Origin of the sequence: Falsiroseomonas sp., assembly GCF_051859025.1 — a bacterium.
Taxonomy (GTDB): Bacteria; Pseudomonadota; Alphaproteobacteria; order Acetobacterales; family Acetobacteraceae; genus Falsiroseomonas.
Genome location: NZ_JBHYGL010000011.1, coordinates 24,060 through 39,216 on the forward strand (window position 1 = coordinate 24,060; position 15,157 = coordinate 39,216).

General features: G+C 69.5%; 15 protein-coding genes. 8 read left to right on the forward strand and 7 right to left on the reverse strand.

The window, feature by feature from the left end; all coding sequences use genetic code 11:
- Window positions 1–59 precede the first annotated feature (59 nt).
- The 4 genes from ACTIE5_RS11565 to ACTIE5_RS11580 form a co-directional block, all read right to left on the reverse strand.
- Complete coding sequence (locus ACTIE5_RS11565) at window positions 60–587, reverse strand: GNAT family N-acetyltransferase (protein WP_439549852.1); 528 nt, start codon at window positions 585–587, stop codon at window positions 60–62.
- A 4-nt stretch (window positions 588–591) separates the two neighbouring features.
- On the reverse strand, window positions 592–2,271 hold the full coding sequence (gene ettA, locus ACTIE5_RS11570; RefSeq protein WP_439549853.1) for an energy-dependent translational throttle protein EttA: 1,680 nt from the start codon (window positions 2,269–2,271) through the stop codon (window positions 592–594).
- A 264-nt stretch (window positions 2,272–2,535) separates the two neighbouring features.
- Window positions 2,536–3,342 (reverse strand): enoyl-CoA hydratase, encoded by an 807-nt coding sequence (locus ACTIE5_RS11575; RefSeq protein WP_439549854.1) that lies wholly within the window; start codon window positions 3,340–3,342, stop codon window positions 2,536–2,538.
- Between the two features lie 85 nt (window positions 3,343–3,427).
- Window positions 3,428–4,624 carry a CaiB/BaiF CoA transferase family protein gene (locus tag ACTIE5_RS11580; RefSeq protein ID WP_439549855.1) on the reverse strand — a complete coding sequence of 399 codons (1,197 nt, stop codon included), beginning with the start codon at window positions 4,622–4,624 and terminating at the stop codon, window positions 3,428–3,430.
- A gap of 77 nt (window positions 4,625–4,701) precedes the next feature.
- On the opposite strand from ACTIE5_RS11580, the gene ACTIE5_RS11585 reads away from it, so the two are divergent.
- The 5 genes from ACTIE5_RS11585 (at window position 4,702) to ACTIE5_RS11605 (ending at window position 10,484) form a co-directional block, all read left to right on the forward strand.
- A complete protein-coding gene (locus ACTIE5_RS11585; protein WP_439549856.1) occupies window positions 4,702–5,532 on the forward strand; it encodes an FCD domain-containing protein in 831 nt (276 codons plus the stop codon).
- A complete protein-coding gene (locus tag ACTIE5_RS11590; RefSeq protein WP_439549857.1) occupies window positions 5,462–6,436 on the forward strand; it encodes a tripartite tricarboxylate transporter substrate binding protein in 975 nt (324 codons plus the stop codon). The genes ACTIE5_RS11585 and ACTIE5_RS11590 overlap by 71 nt, the downstream gene beginning before the upstream one ends.
- Window positions 6,433–6,894, forward strand: a complete 462-nt coding sequence (locus ACTIE5_RS11595) for a tripartite tricarboxylate transporter TctB family protein (protein WP_439549858.1) — start codon at window positions 6,433–6,435, stop codon at window positions 6,892–6,894. Before ACTIE5_RS11590 ends, ACTIE5_RS11595 begins: the two co-directional genes overlap by 4 nt.
- 4 nt (window positions 6,895–6,898) lie before the next feature.
- The gene (locus tag ACTIE5_RS11600) at window positions 6,899–8,386 is read left to right on the forward strand and encodes a tripartite tricarboxylate transporter permease (RefSeq protein ID WP_439549859.1); all 1,488 of its coding nucleotides are present in this window, start codon (window positions 6,899–6,901) and stop codon (window positions 8,384–8,386) included.
- Window positions 8,387–8,597: 211 nt separating this feature from the next.
- The gene (locus ACTIE5_RS11605) at window positions 8,598–10,484 is read left to right on the forward strand and encodes an HWE histidine kinase domain-containing protein (protein ID WP_439549860.1); all 1,887 of its coding nucleotides are present in this window, start codon (window positions 8,598–8,600) and stop codon (window positions 10,482–10,484) included.
- Window positions 10,485–10,592: 108 nt separating this feature from the next.
- Here the strand turns inward: ACTIE5_RS11605 and ACTIE5_RS11610 are convergent, their stop codons facing one another.
- The 3 genes from ACTIE5_RS11610 to ACTIE5_RS11620 are packed head-to-tail and all read right to left on the reverse strand — an operon-like array spanning window position 10,593 to window position 12,449.
- On the reverse strand, window positions 10,593–11,171 hold the full coding sequence (locus tag ACTIE5_RS11610) for a histidine phosphatase family protein (protein WP_439549861.1): 579 nt from the start codon (window positions 11,169–11,171) through the stop codon (window positions 10,593–10,595).
- A gap of 2 nt (window positions 11,172–11,173) precedes the next feature.
- Window positions 11,174–11,815, reverse strand: coding sequence for a glutathione S-transferase family protein (locus tag ACTIE5_RS11615; RefSeq protein WP_439549862.1), 642 nt, complete (start codon window positions 11,813–11,815; stop codon window positions 11,174–11,176).
- A gap of 10 nt (window positions 11,816–11,825) precedes the next feature.
- Window positions 11,826–12,449: a glutathione S-transferase family protein gene (locus tag ACTIE5_RS11620; protein ID WP_439549863.1), complete on the reverse strand. Its 624-nt coding sequence runs from the start codon at window positions 12,447–12,449 to the stop codon at window positions 11,826–11,828.
- Window positions 12,450–12,564: 115 nt separating this feature from the next.
- Here ACTIE5_RS11620 and ACTIE5_RS11625 point away from each other — a divergent pair, with 115 nt between their 5' ends.
- The 3 genes from ACTIE5_RS11625 to ACTIE5_RS11635 all read left to right on the forward strand — a co-directional run bounded on the left by ACTIE5_RS11625 (window position 12,565) and on the right by ACTIE5_RS11635 (window position 15,144).
- A complete protein-coding gene (locus ACTIE5_RS11625; RefSeq protein WP_439549864.1) occupies window positions 12,565–13,542 on the forward strand; it encodes a Bug family tripartite tricarboxylate transporter substrate binding protein in 978 nt (325 codons plus the stop codon).
- A gap of 10 nt (window positions 13,543–13,552) precedes the next feature.
- Complete coding sequence (locus ACTIE5_RS11630; protein WP_439549865.1) at window positions 13,553–14,446, forward strand: fumarylacetoacetate hydrolase family protein; 894 nt, start codon at window positions 13,553–13,555, stop codon at window positions 14,444–14,446.
- Between the two features lie 65 nt (window positions 14,447–14,511).
- On the forward strand, window positions 14,512–15,144 hold the full coding sequence (locus ACTIE5_RS11635) for an endonuclease V (protein WP_439549866.1): 633 nt from the start codon (window positions 14,512–14,514) through the stop codon (window positions 15,142–15,144).
- Window positions 15,145–15,157 lie beyond the last annotated feature (13 nt).

Below are 15,157 nucleotides of genomic sequence, written 5' to 3' on the forward strand. Positions count from 1 at the left end.
AGACTGCCGGCGGCGCCCGTTCGGGCCCTCGCCCGCCTGCGGCGGGCGCCGTTTCAGGGTCACCCGGCCGGCGGAAACGCCTCGAACACCAGCATCTCCCGCCCCCGGTAGTGGAAGCGATCGCATTCCACCATGCCGAGGTCGGTCAGCACCGCACGGCTGGCGTGGTTGCCTTCCCAGGCGACGGCGGCGATGCGCTTCAGGCCCCGCCGGAAACCGAAGGCCAGCGCCGCGCGGGCGGCTTCGCGAGCATAGCCCTTGCCGCGGCAGGAAGGCCACAACGCGAAACGGACGGCTACGCCGCGCCCGTCCGGCCGTTCCATCAGCCCCGCGATGCCCAGGAAATCGCCGGTGCCGCGTTCGAAGACCGCCCAGGTGCCGTAGCCCCGGACCAGCCAGAACTCCATGTCGTCCTCAAGCTCCTCCCGCGCCCGATCGGGCGTGCGGGTGCCATGAAGCATGAGGCCGAAGGCGGCATCATCCGCCTTCAGGCGGATCAGATCGGGCAGGTTCTCCGGCGCCACGGGACGGAGCGAAAGCCGCTCCGTCGTGATGCCATTGCCTTCCGCCAGCCTGGCGGGGACCAAGGACCTACCGGACCAGCGGGCGGTACTTGATGCGGTGCGGCTGGTCCGCCGCGGCGCCCAGTCGACGTCGCTTGTCCGCTTCGTAGGCCTCGAAATTGCCCTCGAACCACTCGACGTGGCTGTCGCCCTCGAAGGCCAGGATGTGCGTCGCCAGGCGGTCGAGGAACCAGCGATCGTGGCTGATGACCACGGCGCAGCCCGCGAATTCCTCCAGCGCATCTTCCAGCGCGCGCAGCGTGTCGATGTCGAGGTCGTTGGTCGGTTCGTCCAGCAGCAGGACGTTGTGTTCCCGCTTCAGCATCTTCGCGAGGTGGACGCGGTTGCGCTCACCACCCGAAAGGACGCCGACGCGCTTCTGCTGGTCCGCGCCCTTGAAGTTGAAGGCAGCGACATAGGCGCGGGACGGGATGGTCCGCTTGCCGATGGTGATCTGGTCCATGCCGTCCGAGATCTCCTGCCAGACGGTCTTGTCGTCCGCCAGGCTGTCGCGGGACTGGTCGACATAGCCCAGCTTCACCGTCTCACCCACCGTCAGCTTGCCGCCATCCGGCGTCTCGATGCCGGTGATCATCTTGAACAGCGTGGATTTGCCGGCGCCGTTCGGGCCGATGATCCCGACGATGCCGCCGGGCGGCAGCTTGAAGTTGAGGTTGTCGATCAGCAGGCGGTTGCCATAGCCCTTGCGCAGGTCTTCCGCGGTGATGACGGTGTTGCCCAGGCGCGGCGCGGGGGGGATGACGATTTCCGTGTCGCCGCCGGCACGCTCGTTCTGCTTGGCCAGCATCTCCTCATAGGCGGAGATACGCGCCTTGGACTTGGCCTGCCGCGCCGCGGGGCTGCGGCCCATCCATTCCTGTTCCTTGGCGAGCTGCCGCTGGCGGGCGCTTTCCTCCCGCTCCTCCTGCTGCAGGCGCTTGCGCTTCTGGTCGAGGTAGGCGGAGTAGTTGCCCTGGTAGGGGAAGCCCCGGCCGCGATCGACTTCGAGGATCCAGTTGGTGACGTTGTCGAGGAAGTAGCGATCGTGGGTCACGATCAGCACCGCGCCGCGATAATCCTTCAGCGTCTGTTCGAGCCAGGAGACGCTTTCGGCGTCCAGGTGGTTCGTCGGTTCGTCAAGCAGCAGCAGGTCAGGCTTTTCCAGCAGCAGCTTGCACAGCGCCACGCGCCGCTTCTCGCCGCCCGACAGATGCGCCACGGGGCTGTCGAAGGGCGGGCAGCGCAGCGCGTCCAGCGCGATCTCGATCCGCCGGTCGAGCTCCCAGCCCTCGGCGGCCTCGATCTTCTCCTGCAGCTCCGCCTGTTCGGCGAGGAGGGTGTTCATCTCCTCCTCCTCCATCGGCTCGGCGAATTTGTCGGAGATCTCGTTGAAGCGGCGGAGCTGCGCGGAGAGCTCCGCGAAGGCCTCCATCACGTTCTCGCCGACCGTCTTGGTGGGATCGAGCTGCGGTTCCTGCGAGAGATAGCCGACGCGCGCGCCCTCCGCCGCCCAGGCCTCGCCGCCGAATTCCTTGTCCTGGCCCGCCATGATGCGCATCAGCGTGGATTTGCCGGCGCCGTTCGGGCCGAGCACGCCGATCTTCACGTCGGGGAGGAAGGAGAGGGTGATCCCCTTGAAGACCTCGCGCCCGCCCGGATAGGACTTGGTGAGGTCTTTCATCACGTAGACGTACTGATAGGCGGGCATTGTTTCGGCTTCCGGAGGACGGGCGGGGTGGCGGGTGTTTTACCGCGCCCTATCCGTCGCTGCAAACCGGGTGGCCCGCGGGGGAACGCCGTTTCCCCGCACCCAAAGGCCCAGCGCAGGGGGACGCCGTCCCCCTGCACCCCCGGCCAAGGGCCAGCCGGCCCTTGGAACCCTGGTATTTGAGATGGTCCAGGGGGGTCTCACCCCCCGAAATCTTCCACAGGGGGCGGGTGGGGTACGGGGAAGGCAGCGCCTTCCCCGGGATTAACGGCCCTTGAACTGCGGCGCCCGCTTCTCGAGGAACGCCTTTCGGCCTTCGTTGTAGTCATCGCTCGCGAAGCACGCCTTCACCATCGCGTCGCAGGCCTCGGCATTCGCGGCGCCACGATCCTTCAGCGCCTCGCCTACGATGAACTTCACGCTGCCCACTGTCAGCGGCGCGTTGCCCGCGATGGTCTTCGCGTAGTCCAGCACGAAGTCTTCCAGCTTGTCGTTTGCCACCACGCGGTTCACGAGGCCCATGATCCGCGCATCCTCCGCGCCCCACTTCTTCGCGGTGAAGAAGATCTCCTTGGCGAAGGACGGCCCGACCAGGTCCACCAGGCGGCGGATGCCGGACAGCGGATAGCCGAGGCCGAGCTTCGCCGCGGGCACGCCGAAGCTCGCCGTCTCACCGCAGATGCGCATGTCGCAGCAGACGGCGAGTGCGGTGCCGCCGCCGATGCAATGGCCCTGGATCATGGCGATGGTGGGCTTCGGGCATTCCGCCAGCGCGTCATAGACCTTGGCGGTCTGCGCCTGGTAGGCGGCGACGGCGGCTTCGCCACTGCGCTCGCTCTCGAACTTGGAGATGTCGGCGCCGCTGACGAAGGCCTTGCCGCCGGCGCCGGTCACGACGATGACGCGCACGGCATCATCCGCCTTGAAGTCGGCCAGGATGCGTTCCGCCGCCTGCCACATCTCCATGGAGACGGCGTTGTGGCGTTCGGGGTTGTTGAAGGTCATCCAGCCGATGCCATCGGCCTTGCGGGCCAGCATCTTCTCGCTGCCAGTCACGAGCATTCCGTCCATGGACGTTCCACCTTTTCCGATTCAAGGAATGGGTGGGGACCCCCACCCCGCGCCTCCCCCGCAAGCGCGGGGGAGCGAGTTTTCGTCAGATCACCTGGCGCGTGCGCAGGTCGTCGATGGTGGCCTTGTCCAGGCCAAGCTCGGCCAGCACCTCATCCGTGTGCTCGCCCAGTTCCGGCGGGTGCGTGACGATGCTGCTCGGCGTGCGGGACAGGTGGATGGGCTGGCCGACATAGGCGACCTCCCCCTTGTTGCCGCCATTCAGCTTCTGCGCGATGCCGAGGTGCTGGACCTGCGGGTCCGCGAACATCTCATCCACCTTGTAGATCGGGCCGCAGGGCACGCCGGCATCGTTCATGGCCGCCACCCAATGCGCTGTGGTGTTGGTCAGCGTCGTCTTCTGGATTTCCGCGTTCAGCTCATCGCGATGCTCGCTGCGGCCGGATGCGGTCTTGTAGCGGCCATCGGCCAGCAGGTCGTCGCGGCCGAGCGCCTTGGCGCAGCGTTCCCAGATCTTGTTGCCGCTGGCGGCGATGTTCATGTAGCCGTCGCTGGTGGTGAAGACGCCGGTCGGGATGCTGGTCGGGTGGTTGTTGCCCGCCTGCTTCGGCACCTGGCCTTCCATCAGCCAACGGCTGGCCTGGAAGTCCAGCATGAAGATCTGCGCCTGCAGCAGCGAAGACTGCACCCACTGCCCCTTGCCGGACACTTCCCGCTCCAGCAGCGCGATCATGATGCCCTGCGCCGCGAAGAGCCCCGCGGTGAGGTCCGCGATCGGGATGCCGACGCGCACCGGCCCCTGCCCCGGCAGGCCGGTGATGGACATCAGGCCACCCATGCCCTGCGCGATCTGGTCGAAGCCCGGCCGCGTGGCATAGGGGCCGTCCTGCCCGAAGCCGCTGATGGAGGCATAGACAAGCTTCGGGTTCACCGCCGACAGCGCCTCGTAATCGATGCCGAGCCGCTTCTTCACATCCGGCCGAAAATTCTCGACGACGACGTCGGCCTTCTCCACCAGCTTCTTCAGCAGCGCGACGCCGTCGGGCGACTTCAGGTTCAGCGTGATGGCGCGCTTGTTGCGGTGCAAATTCTGGAAGTCCGAACCGGCGCGCGGCCCGCCCATGGGGTCGCCCTCATCGAGGGCGGGCGGCAGCTCAATCTTGATGACATTGGCGCCCCAATCCGCCAGCTGGCGCACGCAGGTGGGGCCGGACCGCACGCGGGTGAGGTCGAGCACCGTGAAGCGCGACAGGGCAGAGGACGCTTGGGGGGCCTGGGTCATCGGCGGTTTCTCCTGGACCCCTGATGTCTAGCACCGCCCCCCGCCCACGCAAATCCGTCCGCGCCAACTGTTGACAGATGGCAGTCCGCATCGGCACCCTCCGCACCATGGAGGACATGGCCCAAGCCGGTGCTGCGACCGCGCCCAGCGCGCTGGATATCGTGCGCACGCGCTCGCTCGCCTCCCTCGTCGCCCAGGAAATCGAACGCATGATCCTCTCCGGCGCCCTGCCGGCCGGGGAACGCCTGAACGAACAGCAGCTGGCCGCCCAGCTCCGCGTCTCCCGCGGTCCCGTGCGGGAAGCGGTGCGAGGGCTGGAGCGTTCGGGGCTGGTCGTCGCGGTGCGCAACCAGGGCAGCTATGTCCGCACCGTCAGCGCGCCGGAGGCGCTGGAAATCTACGACCTTCGCGCCGCCATCACGGGCCTGGCCTGCGCGCGCCTGGCGGAATCCGCCGCCCCCGCGCAGATGGCCGCGCTGCGCGCCCTGGTGAAGCGGATGGAGGCGGCGCGCCGCGCCGATGACCCGCCCAGCTACTACGCCGCCAACCTCGAATTCCACACGGCGCTGCTCGGCTTCGGCGGCGGGCCGCGGTCCCAGCGCCTGTATGAGGATTTGGGCAACGAGCTCCATCTGTTCCGCCGCCGCGCCCTGGTGCAGCCCGAGAATATGCGGGAGAGCAACGCGGAACACGCTGCCATCCTGAAGGCGATCGCCGCCGGGGATGCGCCCGCGGCGCGCGAGGCCGGCGAAGCCCATATCGCCGGCGGCAAGCGCCGCTTCCAGGCGACCGATACCACGACAACGCCCGCAACAGGGCGAAAGGGAGAAAACGACGATGACCAGCATGATCCATCGCCGCCACCTGCTGATGGCCGGCGCGGCGGCCGCACTCGCCGCGCCGGCTAGCCTTCGCGCGCAGGAACGCTTCCCCTCCCGCACGATCGAGGTCGTGACCCATGCCGGCGTCGGCGGCGGCACGGACATCACGGCGCGGATGATGATGGTGCAGGCGCCCGGCGAATTCGGGCAGGAATTCACCGTGGTGAATCGCACGGCCGGCAGCGGCGCGCAGGCGCTGCAATACCTGGCCAGCAAGCCCGCCGATGGCCACACCATCATCCTGGTGACGCAGACGCATTTGCTGACGCAGCTGCGCAACGCGAACCTGCCGCAATTCGGCGACCTCATCCCCTTGGCCCGCGCCACGGCGGACCCGCAGCTGGTGCTGGTGCGGCGCGACAGCCCCTTCCGCACGCCGGCCGACCTGATCGCGGCCGGCAAGGCGCGGTCGCTGCGCTTCGGCGGCACGCATGTCGGCGGCGTCGACCACGTCACCATCCATTCCTTCGGCCGCGCGGCGGGGCTCCAGCGGCCGACGCTCGTGCCCTTCCGTGGCGGTGGCGAGATCGTCATCAACCTGGTCGGCGGCAACATCGACACCGCCGTGGTGAACCCGGGCGAGGCCGAGGCGCAGCTCCGCGCCGGTGAACTCCGCCCGCTGATGTCCTTGGCGGATGGCCGCATCGCCGCCTTCGGCGAATTGCCGACGGCGAAGGAACTCGGCATCGATGCCACGGGCTACACGCTGCGCGGCTTCTGCGTGCTGAAGGGCACGCCGGAGGATCGGGTCACGCGGCTCGAACAGGGCCTCATCCGCGCCATGTCGGGGCCGATCTACACGACCTACCTGCAGAACACCGGCCAGGCGCCGGACAGCGTGACGGGGCGGGAAGCCTGGGGCGCGCAGCTCGCCGCCTTCAACAATGACGGGCGCGAGGCCCTCACCGCGCTCGGCCTGCTGCGCGGATGAAGGCCAGCCGCTTCGGGTCGAGCCAGCTTGCCGCGCTCTGCGTCGGGCTGGTCGCGGTGGCGGCCTTTGCCGCGACCTATGGCTTCGACCCGGTGCCGGATGGCCTGCCGGGGCTGGGCGCGGTGGAATTCCCGCGCCTGGTCTGCCTGCTGCTGGCGGGGATGTCGGTGCTGCTGTTCCTGCAGCAATCGCCGCCGCATGACCCGGAAACCGCGCCACCCATCGGCCGCGATGCCTGGCTGATCTTCGGCGCCTGCCTGGCGGCCGTGCCGCTGATGGCGACCATCGGCATGCTCGGCACCATCGCCGTCTTCCTGGTGGCGGTCGGCCGGCTGTGGGGGGAGACGCGGTGGCCCCTGCTCATCGGCGTGGCGCTGTCGATGACGGCGGTGATCTGGCTGGTGTTCGTGAAGATCTTCAGGCTGACCCTGCCGGGCGGCTGGCTGTTCGGGGGCTAGGGGCTTGGAAGCGTTCCTCGGCGGGCTCGCCATTCTGGCCGATCCCTATGTGATGATGATGGTGCTGCTCGGCACCGTGCTCGGCATCTTCGTGGGCGCGCTGCCCGGCATCAGCGGGTCCACCACCATCGCGCTGCTGCTGCCGATGACGATCAGCATGGGCCCCGTGCCGGCCATCTGCTTCCTCGGCGCCATCTATTGCGCGGCCAATTTCGGCGGCTCCATCACCGCCATCATGGTCAATGCTCCCGGCGATCCATCGGCCAGCGCGACGGCGCTGGAGGGATTCAAGATGGCGGAGAAGGGGCAGGCCGGACTCGCACTCGGCATGTCCGCGATCAGCAGCGCCATCGGCGGTATCGTCAGCGTCGTCGTGCTGATCTTCGCGGCACCGCTGCTGGCGCGCGCCGCCTATTCCTTCGGCCCGCCGGAATACTTCGCCCTCGCGCTGTTCGGGCTTTCCATGTGCGCGGCGGTCGGCGGCGACAGCGCGCTGAAGAACCTCATGGCGGCGGCGCTGGGCCTGCTGATCGCCACCGTCGGCATGGACCTGACCACGGGCGTCGAACGCTATGCCTTCGGCGTCATGGAATTGTCGGACGGCATCGGCTTCGTCCCCGTCCTCATCGGGCTTTTCGCGGTGGGCGAGATGCTGGACCAGGCGACGCGACGATTCGGCAAACCCGCCATCATCGCCCTCGATGCCGCGCGGGTGCCGGGGATGGCGGAGATGCGGAAATGCTGGCGGTCGATCTGGATCGGCAGCGGCATCGGCACCTTCATCGGCGCGCTGCCCGCCCTGGGTGCGACGACCGCCGCGCTGATCGGCTACAACGAGACGCGGCGCTGGTCGAAGCACAAGCACGAATTCGGCCATGGCAGCATCGAAGGCGTGGCGGGGCCGGAAGCCGCGAACAACGCGGCCGTCGGCGGTTCCATGGTGCCGACGCTGGCACTCGGCATTCCCGGCAGCGCCACCACCGCCATCATCCTGGCGGGGCTGATCGTGCAGGGCGTGCGGCCGGGGCCGCATCTGTTCACCGAACAGCCGACGCTGCTCTATGCCGTCTTCGCCTCGATGCTCGCGGCCAACATCTTCTACCTGGTGATGGGCCTGACCATGGCGAAGTTCTTCGCCCGCATCAGCCTGATCCCCGCGGCCTTCCTGTGGCCTTCCGTCTTCGCGCTGTCGCTGATCGGCGCCTATGGGCCGAACCAGTCCATGGGCGATGTCTGGGTGATGCTGGCGGCCGGCGTCGTCGGCCTGCTGTTCCGCCGCGCCGGCTTCTCCCCTGCCCCGCTCATCATGGGCCTGGTGCTGGGCGGCATGGTGGAGGAGACGCTGAAGCAATCCCTGCTGATCTTCGGCGATGACCTGACCGGCTTCCTGTCCCGCCCCATCGCGATGACGCTGATCGTGGTGACGCTGGCCGGGCTGTTCTGGCCGCTGCTGGCGCGGCTTTTCCGCGGGAGGCGCAGCGCGCAGGCCTGACACGCCTGCGTGAAGCGATGCCAAGCCTGGAACCGGACCTCAACCAATGGTTTACATTCCTGCCTTGTAACGCTTCGCTGGCGTGGCCGGACGGGGTTGGCAGGGGAGCGGTCCCGGACCGGCCCCGCCACCCCTGCCCGGCCGCCCGGGTCGCGCCCGGAACGCTGGAATCCGCCCATGCCCGCCCCGCCTGCCCCTGCGCCGCGATACGATGTCTGACAGACGGCTGCGCTTCCTCTCCGATGGTGGCGCCCTCGGCGCCCTGATGCGGGACCATGACTGGTGCGCCACGCCGCTCGGCGCGCCGGAGGAATGGCCGGAGGCCCTCAAGACCGTCGTCAGCATCATGCTTGGCTCCCGCCAGCCCATGTTCGTGGCCTGGGGGGCGGATCGCCTGATGCTCTACAATGATGGCTATGCGGTGCTCTGCGGCGCCCGCCATCCCGCGGCACTGGGCCGGCCCTTCCGGGAATTGTGGTTCGACATCATGGACGATGTCGGCCCCATCCTGGAACGCGCCTTCGCGGGGGAGGCGACGCATATGGACGACATCGCCCTCCTCATGACCCGTCACGGCTATCCGGAGGAGACGCATTTCAGCTTCTCCTACACCCCCGTGCGGGATGAGGAGGGGCGCGTGGCCGGCATGTTCTGCGCCTGCGCGGAAATCACCGGCCGCATCATGGCCGAACGCCGGCAGGCCTTCGGCCTGGCGCTGGACCAGGCGCTGCGGGATGTCGGCGATCCCCAGGCAATGGCGGAAACGGCGGTCCGCCTGCTCGGCCAGCATCTCCGCGCCGGGCGTTGCGGCTATGCGGAGGCGACCGAAGGCGGCATGGAAGTCGTCGCGGAATGGGGCGATGGCAGCCTGCCGCTGCTGGCGCCCGGCACCCTTCTGGCCGGCGATCCGGGCCTTGCCGTGCCGCTTCCCGGGCCGGGGCGGTCATGCGGCCTGCTTCATCTCCACCAGGCCACGCCCCGCCGCTGGCTGCCGGCGGAGGAGACGCTGCTGCGGGAGATCGCGGAACGCATCGCAGCCAGCCTGGCCCGCGCCCGCGCGGAAGCGGCGCTGCGGGACAGCGAGGCCCGCTGGCGCGGCCTGTTCGCTGCCATGCATGAGGGCTTCGCGCTGTGCGAGATGGTGCGGGATGCCGAAGGCCACGACATCGACCTGCGCTACATCGAGGTCAACGACGCCTGGGAACGCCTGACCGGCATCAGCCGCGAAGCCGCGGAGGGCCAGCTGGTCACCCGCCTCATCCCCGGGATCGAACCCTATTGGATCGAGACCTATGGCCGCGTGGTGCGGACCGGGGAGCCCGCGCATGTCGAATACCGCGTGGCCACGCTGGGCGCCTGGTTCGAGGTCTTCGCCTATCGCACGGAGCCAGGCCGCTTCGCAGCCCTGTTCCTGAACGTGACGCAGCGCAAGGCGTCGGAGGAACGCCAGGCCCTGCTGGCGAGGGAGGTCGACCACCGCGCCAAGAACGCGCTGGCGGTGGTGATGGCGGCGCTGCGGCTGACCCGGGCGGAGACGCTGCCGGCCTATCGCGCCGCGGTCGAAGGGCGCGTCGCCGCACTGGCGCGGGCGCAGACATTGCTGGCGACGGAAAGCTGGTCGGGGGCCGAGTTGCGGCGCCTGCTGGAGGGCGAATTGCGCCCCTTCGTGGCGGAGGGCCAGCACCTGCGCCTGGAAGGCCCCGCGGTCCATCTGCAGGGCCGCGCGGTGCAGCCGGTGGCGATGGCGATCCATGAACTCGCCACCAATGCCACCAAGCATGGCGCGCTGTCCGTCGCCGGCGGCAGCGTCTCACTGCGCTGGTCCGTGGATGCGCCCGGCACCACGCTGCACCTGCACTGGCAGGAGGCAGGCGGCCCGCCCGCCGTGGCGCCGGGGCGCCAGGACGCCGGGGCGCCGGGGCGCCAGGACGCCGGGGCGCCGGGGCGCCAGGGCTTCGGCAGCCGCGTACTGGAAGCCACCATGCGCGGGCAGTTGGGCGGCAGCATCGCGGTGGACTGGTTGCCCGGGGGGCTGGCCTGCACGATGACGCTGCCGCTGGCGGGACCGGTGGCGGAGGAGCCCTCGATCCCGGAGTGAGCGGCGGTGTGGCGTGATGCGTTCGCCTTCGCTCACGCATCGCATCACAGCCCGTTGCAGAAGGCGCGATTCAAACTTTTCGGCGATGCCGCCTCAAGTCATCGCGCTCTACTCCTCCGCCGCCAGCACGGCCGGGGTGATGGTCCAGGCGGCCTCGCCCGCCTTCGGCGGGTCCATCAGCAGGGGCAGGGCGTTGGGGGTGCGGACATTCGCCTCCAGCCCCGCCTCCATGCGCAGCGCGCGGAACAGCGCACCATGCGCCACCACCAGCACCGGGCCGGGATGCACCAGCGCGGCGTTGATGCCCCGCACCGTGCGGGCGCGGAGTTCGGCGAAGGTCTCGGCGCCCTTCGGGGTGTAGGTGCCGGCGATCCAGTCATCGTACCAGTCGCCCATCGGCAGGCCCTCCTGCTCCCCGAAATTCACCTCCTGGAGGTCGGGGTCGAGGGTGAGCGGCAGGCCCAGCGCCTGCGCCGCGATCTCCGCCGTGCGCTGCGCGCGCTTGAGGGGGGATGCGACGATGGTGGCGATGGGCAGGGCCGCCAGCGTGCGCGCCGCGCGCCGCGCCTGCGCCAGGCCGACCTGGTTCAGCGGGATGTCGGTGCGCCCCTGGGACAGGCCCTGGGCGTTCCAGTCGGTCTCCCCGTGGCGGAGGAACCAGAAGGTGGTGGGGGTCAATCCAGGCATGGCTATCCTTGGGCTGCTTCGCGGGCCTTGGCGGCCGCCACGCCCGGCATGGCCGAGACCTGTTCGGCCAGCGCCAGCGCCGCCGGCAGGTCGCTGATGTCGATCTTGAGGAATCCCGCGAAGGTGACGAGCGCGGCGAGGAAGATGTCCGCCCCGCAGGGCTGTTCCGTACCGCAGAGCGTACCGCCGCTGCGCGCCAGCGCCGCATCGGCGAAGGCCAGCGCTTCCTTGGCGCGGACCAGCGCCGCGGCGCGCACGGCATTGGCCGCGGCTTCGTTGCCGCCGGCGAAGCGCAGCGGGCCGAAGGCCGGGTTGAAGTGCCGCCCCATGGTCCAGTGGCACCAGGCCAGCCATTCCATGCCCTTGGCACGGCCCGAAGGCCCCGGCGGCAGCAGCCCGCTATCCGGCGCCGCTTCCGCCAGCCAGAAGATCACCGCCGGGATTTCCGTGATGACGGTGCCGTCCGGCAATTGCAGCGCCGGGACCTCCCCCTTCGGATTGAGGGCGAGGTATTCCGGCTTCTTCGTGTCGCCGCCGCGCAGCGAGATGAAGCGCACATCGATCGCCAGCCCCGACACCATCGCCGCCTGGTGGGCGATGGAGCCGGAGGTGTTGGTGGAGGTCCAGAGCAGGGGGTTCTGCATGGCCCGCGCCTTACAGGGCCAGGCCTTCCTGCGTCAGCGCCCGCTGCACAGCCGGCCGTGCCAGCATGGCGGCAAGGTGCGCCGCCAGGTGCGGCGGCAGCGTCAGGCCGGAACGCCGCGTCGCCCAGTATTCCACGAAGAACAGCGCCGCATCGGCGACGGAATAGCCGGATGGCAGCAGGTAGGTGCCGCCGGCCCAGCCCTGCTCCAGCGTCGCGAAATACTTGTCGGCATTCGCCTTGCCGAGTTCGACCGACTTCGGGAAATCCTCCTCCCGCAGCGTGTAGTTGCCGGGGCGGAACTGCCGGGTGAAGGCCTGGGGGTGGATGGTGCCGCAGACATAATCCAGCAGTTCCAGGCACCGGGCCTCCCCTTCCAGATCGGCGGGGATCAGCGCGGCGGCGGGGTTGGACTTCGCCAGCCACCAGGCGATGACGGGGAATTCCGTCAGCACCTTGCCATCCCCGCGGTCGAGCGCCGGGACCTTCGACTTCGGGTTCACCGCCATGAATTCGGGCTTGTGCTGCGCGCCATCCTTCAGCGCGACGGGGGCGAGCTCATAGGGCTTGCCCAGCTCCTCGAGGATGATGTGGATGCCCATCGAGCAGGCGCCGGGCGAATAATAGAGCTTCATGGCGGGATTCTCCTCCGAGGCCCGGAAGTTGTAGGGGTCGCCCGGCAGCGCGTCACCCCCTTGGCCCGCCCTCCGCCCCATGCGATGGGAATGTCCCGCCAAGGAGGAAACGATCATGGCCACGCGCAGGACGCTGCTGGCGACGCTGGGCGCCACCCTGTCGATGCCGGGCATCGCCCGCGCGCAGGACACGCCCTTCCCCACGCGTACCGTCACCATCGTGGTGCCCTTCCCGCCCGGCGGCGGGACGGATGTGCTGGCCCGCATCCTCGGCCAGCATTTCCAGGAATCCTGGCGGCAATCCGTGGTCGTCGAGAATCGTGGCGGCGGCGCGGGGCGCATTGGCCTGCAGTTGGTGCAGCGGGCGCAGCCCGATGGGCACACGCTGATGGTGACCTCGACCGGCGGCATCATGGGGCTCGCGGGCCCCGGCGGGGACAAGGTCTTCGCGGTGCGGGACGAGCTGACGCCGATCTCGCTGATCGCGGCACCTGCCTATGTGATCGCCATGCATCCCGGCGTAGGCGCGCGCAACGTCGGCGAGCTGATCGCGCTGGCCAAGGCGCGGCCCGGCCACTTCACCTTCGGCAGCAGCGGCACCGGCGCGGCGAGCCACCTGGCGGCCGAGCTCTTCGCCGCCATGGCGGGGATCGAGATGCTGCACGTGCCCTATCGCGGCACCGGCCCGGCGCTGACGGATCTGGTCGCGGGGCGCATCCACCTGATGTTCGCGCCGCCGCAGACCGTGGCCGCCGCCGTCGCCGCCAACCAGGTGGTCAATCTGGCCGTGACGTCGGAACGCCCCAGCGCCCTGCTGCCCGGCGTGCCGGCCGCCAGCACCACGGGCCTGCCGGGCTATGCCGCCGTCGGCTGGTTCGGGCTGTTCGCGCCGAAGGGCGTGCCCGCGCCCATCACGCAGCGCATCGCCCAGGAAGCCAATCGCGCCCTGTCCCTGCAGTCCACGAGGGACCGCCTGGCGACGCTGGGCGCGGAGCCGGAGCCGATGACGCCGGACGCCTTCACCACCTTCATCGACCAGGACATCGCGAAATGGCAGCGCGTGGTCCGCGAACGCAACATCACCCTGGAATAGGCTTTCTTCCATGATCCGACTGGCGACTTTCCTTTCCCGCGGCGATGTGCGCCCACGCCTCGGCGCCGTGCGCGGCGACACCATGCTGGACCTGACGGCGGCGCGCGGCGGGGATTGGGACATGCTGCGCGCCCTGGCGCTGCCGGTGGCGGAACTGCGGGGCATCATCGATGCCGCGAAGGTCGCGCTGCCGCTGGCGTCCTGCCACGTCCTGCCGCCCATCCCGAACCCAGGAAAAATCTTCTGCGTCGGCAAGAACAGCAAGGTCCATCGCGCGGAACTCGCGGCGAAGGGGATGCTGCTGGAAGACCCGAAGGAGCCGACGAGCTTCGTCAAGCTGACGGAGACGCTGGTCGGCGACGGCGCCCGCGTGGTGCGGCCCGATGGCATCACCACCTTCGACTATGAACCCGAACTCGCCTTCATCATCTCGAAGCGCGCCTTCCAGGTGCCGCGGGAGAAGGCGCGCGACTATGTCGGCGCCATCACCGTGCTGAACGACCTCACGGCGCGGGAGATCCAGAAGCAGGAAGTCCAGCTCGGCACCAAGTTCTGGGTCTCCAAGAACATGCCGGGCTTCACCCCGGTAGGCCCCTATGCCGTGCCGCTGGCGGAGATCGCGGACCCCTACGACCTTTGGCTGACCTGCGTGGTGAACGGCGAGCAGCGGCTGCGCGTGAACACCGACGAATACATCCACCGGATCGAGGGCATCATCGCCCATTTCTCCCGCTTCATGCCCTTCGAGGCCGGCGACGTGATCGCCACCGGCGCGCCGCGCGGCACCGCGATCGGCCAGCCCAACGCGGCGGAACTCTACCTGAAGCCAGGCGATGTCTGCGTGGCGGGGCTGGAGGGGGTGATGGAGATCACCACCCATATCGTGGCGCCCGGCGAGGCCTGAGGAGGAGCGTCACGAGAGCGCCCGAAGTCGGATCGGCGGCGGAGGCCAGGCGCCTCCAGCCCGAATTGGCGGCGCTGGTGGTGGCGGAGGATGCGTTCGGCCCGGTGCGGGTGCTGGGCGGCGCCGATGCGTCCAGCCTGCGCTTCGATCCGACGCGAACGGTCCACGCGGCGATGGTGGCGCTGGATGCGGAAACGCTGGCGCCGATGGGTGCCGGCGGCGCCAGCCGATCGGGCGGGCTGCCCTACATCCCGGGGCTGCTCGGCTTCCGGGAAGTGCCCGTCCTGGCCGAGGCCTTTCGAAAGTTGCCGGTAAAGCCGGACCTAATCTTCGTCGATGGGCATGGGATGGCGCATCCAAAGGGGCTCGGCGTCGCCAGCCATCTCGGCGTGGTGCTCGACGTGCCGACCATCGGCGTCGCGAAATCCGTGCTCTGCGGCGCGGTGGAGGGCGATTTCCCGGACACGCCCGCCGCGCGGGCGCCGCTTGTCTGGAAGGGCGCCATCATCGGCATGGCGCTGCGCACGCGGCGGGGGGCGAACCCGCTCTACGTCTCGGTCGGGCATCGCGTGTCGCTGGCGACGGCGCTGGCATGGGTGGAGCGGACGCTTCGCGGCAGGCGGCTGCCGGAGCCGACGCGGCTCGCGCATGAGGAGGCCGCTCGGGTCCGGCTGGCGGCGGCGGCCACCACGGGGTAATGCCCGTCCATGG